Origin of the sequence: Parasphingorhabdus sp. (genome assembly GCF_049667325.1) — a bacterium.
Lineage (GTDB): Bacteria > Pseudomonadota > Alphaproteobacteria > Sphingomonadales > Sphingomonadaceae > Parasphingorhabdus.
The window spans coordinates 1-9,483 of the sequence record NZ_JBATHY010000126.1; the positions used below are offsets into that span (position 1 = coordinate 1).

The 9,483-nt window shown below is 54.2% G+C and carries 7 protein-coding genes and 1 pseudogene; 4 read left to right on the forward strand and 4 right to left on the reverse strand.

The features are described 5' to 3' along the window. The 4 genes and pseudogenes from WBM93_RS06120 to WBM93_RS06135 form a co-directional block, all read right to left on the reverse strand. A partial coding sequence (locus WBM93_RS06120) for a threonine aldolase family protein (RefSeq protein WP_424429569.1) occupies nucleotides 1–839 on the reverse strand: 839 nt, incomplete at its 3' end. 59 nt (nucleotides 840–898) lie between these two features. Beyond that, the gene (locus WBM93_RS06125) at nucleotides 899–4,483 is read right to left on the reverse strand and encodes a M1 family aminopeptidase (RefSeq protein WP_424429572.1); all 3,585 of its coding nucleotides are present in this window, start codon (nucleotides 4,481–4,483) and stop codon (nucleotides 899–901) included. A 17-nt stretch (nucleotides 4,484–4,500) separates the two neighbouring features. Next, a pseudogene (locus WBM93_RS06130) lies at nucleotides 4,501–5,397 on the reverse strand (ABC transporter ATP-binding protein). A gap of 132 nt (nucleotides 5,398–5,529) precedes the next feature. Further along, nucleotides 5,530–6,822, reverse strand: a complete 1,293-nt coding sequence (locus WBM93_RS06135) for an aminotransferase class V-fold PLP-dependent enzyme (RefSeq protein ID WP_424429575.1) — start codon at nucleotides 6,820–6,822, stop codon at nucleotides 5,530–5,532. 38 nt (nucleotides 6,823–6,860) lie between these two features. Between WBM93_RS06135 and WBM93_RS06140 the strand changes: the two genes are divergently transcribed. The 4 genes from WBM93_RS06140 to WBM93_RS06155 all read left to right on the forward strand — a co-directional run. Further along, nucleotides 6,861–6,992 carry a hypothetical protein gene (locus WBM93_RS06140; protein WP_424429578.1) on the forward strand — a complete coding sequence of 44 codons (132 nt, stop codon included), beginning with the start codon at nucleotides 6,861–6,863 and terminating at the stop codon, nucleotides 6,990–6,992. Nucleotides 6,993–7,039: 47 nt separating this feature from the next. Beyond that, nucleotides 7,040–7,720: a hypothetical protein gene (locus tag WBM93_RS06145; RefSeq protein WP_424429581.1), complete on the forward strand. Its 681-nt coding sequence runs from the start codon at nucleotides 7,040–7,042 to the stop codon at nucleotides 7,718–7,720. A gap of 101 nt (nucleotides 7,721–7,821) precedes the next feature. Continuing rightward, entirely contained in the window at nucleotides 7,822–9,198 is a 1,377-nt protein-coding gene (locus tag WBM93_RS06150) for an APC family permease (protein ID WP_424429584.1), read from the forward strand. 67 nt (nucleotides 9,199–9,265) lie between these two features. Next, a partial coding sequence (locus tag WBM93_RS06155; RefSeq protein WP_424429586.1) for a hypothetical protein occupies nucleotides 9,266–9,483 on the forward strand: 218 nt, incomplete at its 3' end.

Here is a 9,483-nt window from a genome sequence, read left to right on the forward strand (position 1 = left end):
GCTTCGACCGGATAGAGCAATCGCTCCGGTGCGGCCGCGGCGATGATCTGCGCACCGGCATTGGCGGCGCGGGCATTGTCGAGCCATAGGTCTTTGTCGAGCATCGCCAAAAGCTGCGCGGCAAGATAGCGTCCTTTGGACTGCAAATGCCCCGCACGCTTGCGGCGATATCGGGTTTCGGCGGCCAGATCACGATCAAAAAATATCAGGGCTTCAGCGCTCATTCCGCCATTTTTCACAAAGCCGAAGCTGAGCGCGTCGACGCCGGCCTTCCATGTCAGATCGGCGGGCGAACAACCGAGCGTCGCGATCGCATTGGCGAACCGGGCACCGTCCATATGCAGGCCGAGCCCGTGCGCGCTGCAAACTTCAGCAAGGCCAGCGACTTCATCGGGGCGATAGACCATGCCATATTCGCTGGCATTGGTGATCGAAACAGCGGCAGGCTGGACCTGATGGACATCGTCGCGGATCGCCGCGCAATGGGCTTCCACGCTTTCGGGCGAGAGCTTTGCACCATCCCCGTCAAGCAACATCAGCTTCGCGCCGCCGGTAAAGAAACCCGGGGCCCCGGCCTCGTCCTGTTCGATATGCGCTTCCCGGTGACAGATCACGCCCTGATACGGCTGGCACATGGCGGCGAGCGCCAGGGAATTGGCCGCCGTGCCGGTCGCCACCCACAATGCCTCGACCTCGGTTTCAAACAGATCGGAAAAGGCAGAGTTGAGCCGCCCGCTCAGGCTATCGCCGTCATAGGCAGTGTCTTGCACATTGGCTTCGGTCAGCGATTCCAGCAACTTGGGGTGCACCGACGCGGCATTATCAGAGAAAAATCGCATGTACAGCGCATGGCTCAGACCTTCTGGCGCGTCAAGATGGCTAGAGTCAGAACCTGGCGCTATTCCACCGCAATAATATTGTCGTCACTATTGCGGTCGATATATTTATTATAGGGATCAACGCCTGCGAATTCCGGACGCTTCTTGGTCACTATCCGGATTTTCTGCGTTCCGGATGTAATCTTGTGGCGCCGCTTGTGGAGCACATCCTTGCTGTCAAACGCTCCCTTGCCCGGCTTTGCGGTGAACAGTCCAATGTCGATCTCGTCGCGTAGGTCCGCTTTGGTTTCCTTGCCGAGACCATCGGCATAAAATTTCGCTGCTTCGATAGTCAATATGGTTTCAAACCGTCCGTCAGCCAGTTTTCTGGTGCCGGCATCGCTGGCTTTCAGATCATAGAGCGTGATCTTCTCCAGCAAATCCGAAACCAGTTGCCGCTCCGCATCATTGCGCGCCAGCGACTTGAAGCCGTCTACCAGATCAGTGGAAATGGCATAAGGAGGGCCCTTGAACTTGTAGCGATCCAGAAGCGCGGCGAGCATTATATTGACCCGGTCTTCACCCAGCCGATCCTGCAGCAGATACATCACCACCGCGCCCTTGCGATAATGGATATAGCCCTGACCTTCGACCCGGTTGAGCGGCAATTCCTCAACGGCCTCTCCACCGCGCTCGGAGAGATAGCGGTCGAGCTCATATTGCAGGAAGCGGCGGATTTTATCTTCGCCATAGACCTGTTTCATCACCATCAACGCCGAATATTGCGCCATGGTTTCGACCAGCAGGGTTCCGCCCTGCATATTGGCGCTGATCAGCTGGTGCGCCCAATATTGATGGCCAAATTCATGAGCCGTGACATAGGTGACATAGTCGATCTCGTTGAGATCTTTGTTATTGGCAATGAATCCGATTGTCTCGGAAAATGGCACGGTGCCTGCAAAAGCCTGAGCAAATTGGGCATAGCCAGGAAATTCGATGATCCGTGCATGGTCGAATTGATAGGGACCAAAATTTTTGTTGTAATATGCCAGCGATGTCTCGGTGGCATCAAGCATCGTATCAACATTAAAATCATGATCGGGATAATAATAGACGGTCATCTCGACACCATCAGCAGTCCGTTGCCGGGTCGCATAATCGGCCGACTGGATCGAGAAGAAAGCCAGGATCGGTGACTTGGAAACAAACCGGGCCGTCCGGCGATCACCCTCGACTTCGTCGCTGATCCTGTTTCCGGGTGCGATCGGAACTTGGCCGCTGCTGGTGGTGATGGTGATATCGGACATCACCCAATCGGTATTGCCGACATAATTCCTCATCCGCGCCGATTCATCTTCCAGCTTGGCGGGCCGCAATTCCGGCGGCAGATCATATTTGCGCCGGGTCTGCCGGTCGCTCAGCAGTCCGTTGCGGTCCATGCCAATCCAAGGGGAAAATTCACCGTTATTTAGAAAGGTACCGTTTTCCACGAGGCGCACGTCCTGATTGCTTGCCCTGAACCCCTTTTGATGTCGTCGGGTCTGAAAACTCAAGCTTCGCTTCTCTCCTACCGCCATCGGCTGGTCAAAACGGTAGATCTGATATTTCATCGCTGAATCATCCTGCTCCAGTTTGGCAGCAGCAACAGCTATGCTGACGATCTCGATATCTGGATCATTGAACCGCACATGCAAGGTTTCAATCGGCGTGTCCGTGTCGTTGATCAGCTCGTAGGAGCCTGAAAACTCGGCCCGTTTTTCATCCGGGAAGAGATCGACGTTCAAACTGATCTGACGGATCGCAGGCTGCTCGACATTTTCATATTTGAGATATTTTTTCTCATAGTCTGCGAGCTGTTTTTCGGCGTCGTCCGTGGTGCGATATTCGTTGAGGATATTGGTATTGTAAAAGATATAGGCTCCGCTTCCCGCGGCAACGGCCACCGAAGCCAGCATGATTGCTCCCGGCGTGCCGAGCAGTCGGCTGGGCATCTGGCGAAGCCGCGGCTTGATGCTGGTTTCGGTACCCCTGCGCCACAGCAGATGAGCAAGAACCGCAAATACCCCCGCAAACCCGCCCCAATAGAGCCGAAGCCACCAGTTACGTGCCCGTTCGATATTGTCGTTGTTCAGATCGGAAACCGGATTTTCGCCGGTGCTGCCATATTGGTAGAGCGGGTGTTCAAAGCCGAGATTATTCAGCGTGATCGTCGAAATAAAATAGACGAGCATGATCGCCCAGCCGATATATTTGTTCGGGCTCAGCGCCTGGACGAAAACCGACAGTACCGCGATCAGGATCAGATCAGCACCGAGTGGCAGGATATACCAGGTAAAATATTTGATCAGTTCATAATCAAAATAGCCGCGGATCGACTGGATCGCGATGGCGGCAAGCCCGGAAACAAACAGCGCAGAAACCAGAACGACGGATACCGCCAGCGTTTTCGGCGCCATATAGGCCCAATTGGGCAGAGCCGTCGCGTCGATAATCTCGTGCATCTTGCGGTCACGATCCCGCCAGACCAGTTCGCCGGCATAGTAGATGGCGATGATCAGGGGGATGATGGCAAATGTGCCCGCCAACATGCTCATCAGAGAAAATGTTACCGGGATTGCAGGCGTGCCGTAAATCTCGTTGGTATTGAGCAGCCCGGCGCTGGCATTGAACAGGCCGATAAGCATCAGCACGAAAAAGGCAGGGCTACGGACCACCATCCGCATTTCAAGACGCATCTGGGCCCAGAATCGAGCCCAGGCGGCGCCTTTGATATCATATGCAGGAAGTTCCTGCACGATCTGAGGAGGGACCTTGGCAAGCTTTGCTGCTTGTTTCTGCTGCTTCTTCATTTTCCGTTTCGAAATGCCGCGTTCTACAAAGCTGAAACTGCGATAGGCAAAGGCGAGGGCCAACAATGATATCCCGAGCGCAATTAGCCGGTTGTATAATAAAGCGCCTTCCAAAGCAGGAAGCATAGAGTTGCGCTCGGTCACGGTCCAATATTCGGTAACGACGGCAATGGCACCGAGACCGAATGGTTCGAATATCGCGGCCATGTCTTGCCATTCGGGCGTGTTCCCGATGATGGTGAGGAAGCTGAGATATAGAACCAGAAACGCCACAACCGCGACATAGGTATAGATCATCGAACGCGTCGCGGTCGCGATTGCAAAGAAGACCGATGAGGTCAGAAAAATACCTGGCAACGCTAGAATGAAATAGGAAAACAGATAATAGCTGAGCCGGTTGATCCCGACCGTTTCGGGGTCCACCCAAGGCATCAGGCTGCCGATGAAGATCGCCAATGGAACAGCGATAAATGCAATGGCGGCGATCAGAAACGCGCCGACAAAGCGGCCGAACAAATAGTCGAATTTGCGCACCTGTGTAGCGCGGACCATCGGACCAAAGCCGCTTTCATCATCGCGGACGATCACATTGGCGACAAAGGCGGTGGTCACAAACATGAAAAACAGCGTCAATATCTGGCTGATCTGCATGATTGCGGATGGCGCGTTGACATTGACATTTCCGCCGCTGCCAATGGTGATATTTTCTGCCGTCACCGCACCGAAAGTAAGCAGGAAAAAGAGAATGGCGACGACCCAGAAAACCGGGTTGCGGAACTGGTAGCGTAGTTCAAATGCAGCTATTTTGGCAAACATCGGCTATACTCCTTGGCTCAAGCGGCAATCTGTGGTGCACTGCCGTTGCGCGCGCCAACGAGGGTTGAGAAATAAACGTCTTCCAGCCCACCATCGACCAACTTGAATTCTGCTCCCGGATTGCTGTCAGCCAGCACATGGATGATCGTGTGACCGGCAAAGAGTCTGGTCGAGATGACGTTATACTCGGCTTTGGCCTGATCCAGTTGGTCGCGTTTGATGGTCTTGGCCCAGACCGTGCCTTTGGCTTTTTCAATCAGACCCAGCGGCGCACCGGACATCAATATCCGCCCTTCGGAAATGATCGCCATATTCGGGCAAAGATCCGACACATCCTCGACGATATGGGTGGACAGGATGATTACGACATTCTCGCCAATTTCCGCGAGCAGGTTGAGGAACCGGTTGCGCTCTTCGGGATCAAGGCCGGCCGTCGGTTCATCGACGATGATCAGATCGGGGTTTCCGATCAATGCCTGCGCGATCCCGAAACGCTGCCGCATGCCGCCGGAAAATCCGGCGATCGCCTTTTTGCGAACATCCCATAAATTGGTCTGGTCGAGCAGGGTTTCGACCGTCGCCTTGCGGTCGGCCGTCGAAGAGATTCCTTTCTATATCGCCATATGATCGAGCATGTCATAGGCAGACACGCGCGGATAAACCCCGAAATCCTGGGGGAGATAACCAAGCGTCTCGCGCAGCTTTTCCGGTTCGCGCAGAATATCGAGATCGCCAAAATATATTTCGCCTTGTGTCGGCGTCTGCAGCGTTGCGACTGTGCGCATCAATGTCGATTTTCCCGCACCATTGGGGCCAAGCAGTCCGAACATACCCTTGGGAATCGACAGGCTGACATTATCCAGCGCCTTGGTGCCATTAGGGTAGATATGCGTGACATTCTTGAGTTCCAGCATTTTCGAATTCCTGTTTTCAACACGAGTGGGCTTAGGTGTGTTATTCGTATAATGCACCTAAAGCAATGCGAAATGTTGTTAATTCGAAAATTTTGGGTTTCATCCCGGTCGTACCCGCTTAGCCCGGACGTATCACCCCAACGCGGCAATCTCCGCGAGCGCCCGATCAATTTCCTGCTCGTTGTTGAGCAAACTCGGGGCGAAACGAGCGAATGTCTTCCGGTAAGGAGTATTGCTCATGATGATGCCTTGGCCGTGCATATGCTTGACCACATCGGGGGGCGATATGCCGTCGACTTCGAAACAGGCGAAACCGGAAGAGGATGTCGTTGAACGTGGCGTGTGCAATTTGACGTGCGCCATTTTCGCCAACCCCTCTTTGGCCTGACTGTTGAGCTGATATATACGCTCCTGAACATTGGCCTTGCCCAGAGACAGATGCAGATCGAAGGCCGCCGGGAGCGCCCAGCGGTGTTCGAAGCTGTGGAAACCACCGGGGCTCATATGGGCGCCAACCGGCACCTGATCCTGGGTTATAAGTCCGCGCCAGACATAGGTTGACGCGCTAAAACTGGGTATGATCGCCTCGCAGCGTTTCCAGCCGCGGTCACTGCCCCAGACGACGCCGGTCCCGCGTGGACCAAATATCCACTTGTGGGTGCCGCCGATGAAAAAATCGCAACCCAGCTTGCTGATGTCCTCGTTTTCGATACCCAGCCCGTGGACACCATCGACACAGAATATGATCTGGTCACCCAAGTCGCGGCTTGCATTCACCGCATCGACGACATCGGCCATCGCGCGGATCGGTAATTTCACTCCGCTGGAAGAATGCACCCAGGTAACCGCAACCACCCGGGTTTTGTCGGCGATGGCGTTCTTCAATCGCCGGATGCATTCCTCCACCGTAAACGCAGAGGCTTCCTCATAAAGCGCAATCTTTCTGATCGTCGCACCGGTCCGGCGTGACCCGAATTCGAGCGCCATATCGGATGAATAATGTTCATGTTCGGTTTGTAATATTTCATCACCCGGTTTCAGCTTCAATCCGCTGTAGACCATCCCCAAACCCATGGTGGTGCTGTCGGTCAGCGCATATTGATGCTGTTCTCCGCCCATATAGCGTGCCGCTGCGGCCTGAACGCCATAGTCGCGCGCCGGAAAGGCATCATGCAGGAAATCGGATGGATTCTCGTCGAGCGCTTGCCGGATTTCGGCAATTGCATCGGAAACGGGTTTGGGATGGGATGCGATCAGGAAAGTGGACAATTGTATATAGTCACGGGTGAGCGGAAACAGATTTCTCAGGCTCGTCCAGTCCCCAGATTTGATGGTTGCCGCTACGGTCGAAGCCGCGGTTCCGCTTACCAAAGCGGTCGCCCCCACCGCAACGCCCGCTCCGCCTAGAAATTGCCGTCTCAGCATTTTAAATCCCCCGTTTGAAGAACCCTGGCTAACACGAAATGAAAGTCTGTCCTAATATGGATGGACACGGGATTACCCGCTACAGTTTTCCGGTGACCGTTCCTGCTCATCGACCAGGCGCGGGCGTTGCAGCCCCTGCACTGGAAATCGCGCGCATTGACAATGGCTAAAGACACCGGCGATATGGTGCCTCCTGTAAATCGCTAGAGGTTTCCTGATGATACCTGTCGATCCGGTTGACTTAACCAATCCAGCTCCGTTCGATGCCTTAAGCTATTATGCCCATATTGTGATCGGCATGTTCGGGCTGCTTGCCGCCGTGGTTGCGTTGTCGACCAAAAAAGGAAGCAGCATCCATATTCTGGCGGGCAGAACGTTTGCGACCTGTATTCTGGTTGTCGCAATCACATCGTTGATTTTGCTATCCGTGCGCATGGCTCCCCCGCTTCTGGTGGCTGCCCTAACAGCAGTCTATGCGATCGGCACCGCAATCCTGGCGCTAAAACCGGCTTCCGCGAAGACTAAAATGATGGAATATGGCCTGTTCATATTCGAAATTGCCGTGGTCGCCATATTCCTGACACTCGCTATCCCTCAAATGATGGCCGGCAATATCCCGCCGATCGGCCCGTTGGTCATATTGATCATTCCTGTCATTCTACTGGCCGGGGATATCCATTTCTATCGCAATGCTCATAGACGTTCCGCGTTGCGGATACGCCGCCATCTGGCTCGCATGATCTGGGCATTTATCATTGCCGTACGCGCACCATTGGCCGAAATATATTCGCAACTCGATATACCGGTAGCGGTGATATTATTTGGCCCCCTTGTGATCGCTCCAGCAATGATCGCGGTTTTTCGCAGAAACTACCCGGAAAAATCCCGAACAATCTAAAATACCGGCAATGATCGCTCCATCCGAACGCGGACATTGGATCGACCAAATACTTCCTTGCATATATCGTCAGGCCGCGTAACTTCGGCCTTGGGTCGATATTGGGGGATATCATTCTGAATAATCAGGCAAAGCCGCAAGCAGGACATCTGCAAAAAAAGCTCGGCTTTGTCTTTGCCCTGGCGATCGGGATCGGCGGCGTTATCGGCGCGGGCATCATGCGGACGACCGGTCCGGTTGTCGATCAAGTCCCCGTAGTCTGGATTGCGCTTGGCTTATGGGCTCTGGGCGGCGTGCACGTATTGCTCTCTGCCAATATCGCTTCGGAACTGGCGACCGCGATTCCCAAGGCCGGGGGCCTGTTTGTTCCGGTGCGCATGGCATTCGGCGATTCCATGGGCCTGCTGGCAGGCTGGACCTATTGGCTTTCGTACGTCGCCGGCATCGCGTTCCTGTCGATTGTCTGCGCCAATTTCCTCGCGGTAATTTTCCCGGATCTGGCGCCCAATATGGCAGGAATAGCGGTATGCTTCTGCCTCGCGGTTTTCGGACTCAACTGGATCGGCGTTCGTGAGGGAAGCTTTGCCCAAACGACGGGAAGCATCATCAAACTGATATTCCTATGCATAATAATCGGCATTGCATTTTTTGCCACGCCGGAGCTCACCGGTGCCGTTCAGGAACCAGCGAACAATCCGCTTGCCCCTGTCATACCCTTGACATTTCTGGCAATCATTGGCGCCTATCAGCTTGTTTATGGCGCATATGCTGGATGGGAAGGTTGCATAAACTTTGCCGAGGAAGACGAGAATGCCAGCACCAACATTCCCCGCGCCTTGGCCATTGCGATCATATTGATCACGATATTATATATTGCCTTGAATACCAGTCTCGTCATGGCGCTCGACATCGATGTAATCCGCAATTCAGATTTGCCCATTGCTGTGGTTCTGGAAGGCGTCTTTGGGCCAATCGGCGGCATTGTTGCCGCTACATTGGGTATTGTTCTGGCCATTACCTGTCTCAACGCAGGCGTCATGGGAGCGCCACGCGTATTATATGGTCTCGGCCGAGACGGGTTGTTTCTGAACATGGCCACCCGGGTGAACAAGGGCGGGACACCCGATATCAGCTTTGCCATCACAATGGTCTTTTCCCTGTTCCTGATTTTCTCGGGCGGGTTTGAATTTATTTTCCGGCTGGCGGGTGCGCTCGCTATTTTCTGTTTCATATTATACGAAGCGTCCCTGTTTGCGCTTCGCTTCCAGCAGCCCGATTTGCCGAGACCCTTCAAGGCCATTGGCTACCCCTTTCTTCCGGCCTTCGTCTTGCTGCTGGATATCTGCCTTTTGACTGCCTTCATCACCGCTGACCCGGTGAGCGGCCTATATATGCTGGGCCTGATCACCATTTGCATCCCGGTCGGTCTGATATTGCACAACCGGAGGAAAAACGGGGCTCTGGCAACCGCTCCATAGCCGGTTTCAAAGATAGCTTTGACATCAGACAATTGTCAGGGAGATCAACTTCTGCAATCATCGAAATATGTCGAAAGCTTCAGCCAGCCAATTCACCCATTCCCATATCGTTTCGACCGATGGAACCGTTACTTTCAAATGCTCTGCAGATGAAGACCAATGGCCGTGGCTCGCGCTTCATCCGTTTGATCCGATCGTGGTGCAGACCATCAATTACTGGGCGTCGGTAGAGACCGGCGCGGCGCGTGGCACATTTGACCCGACGAAATGGTCGGCGTTGACGCA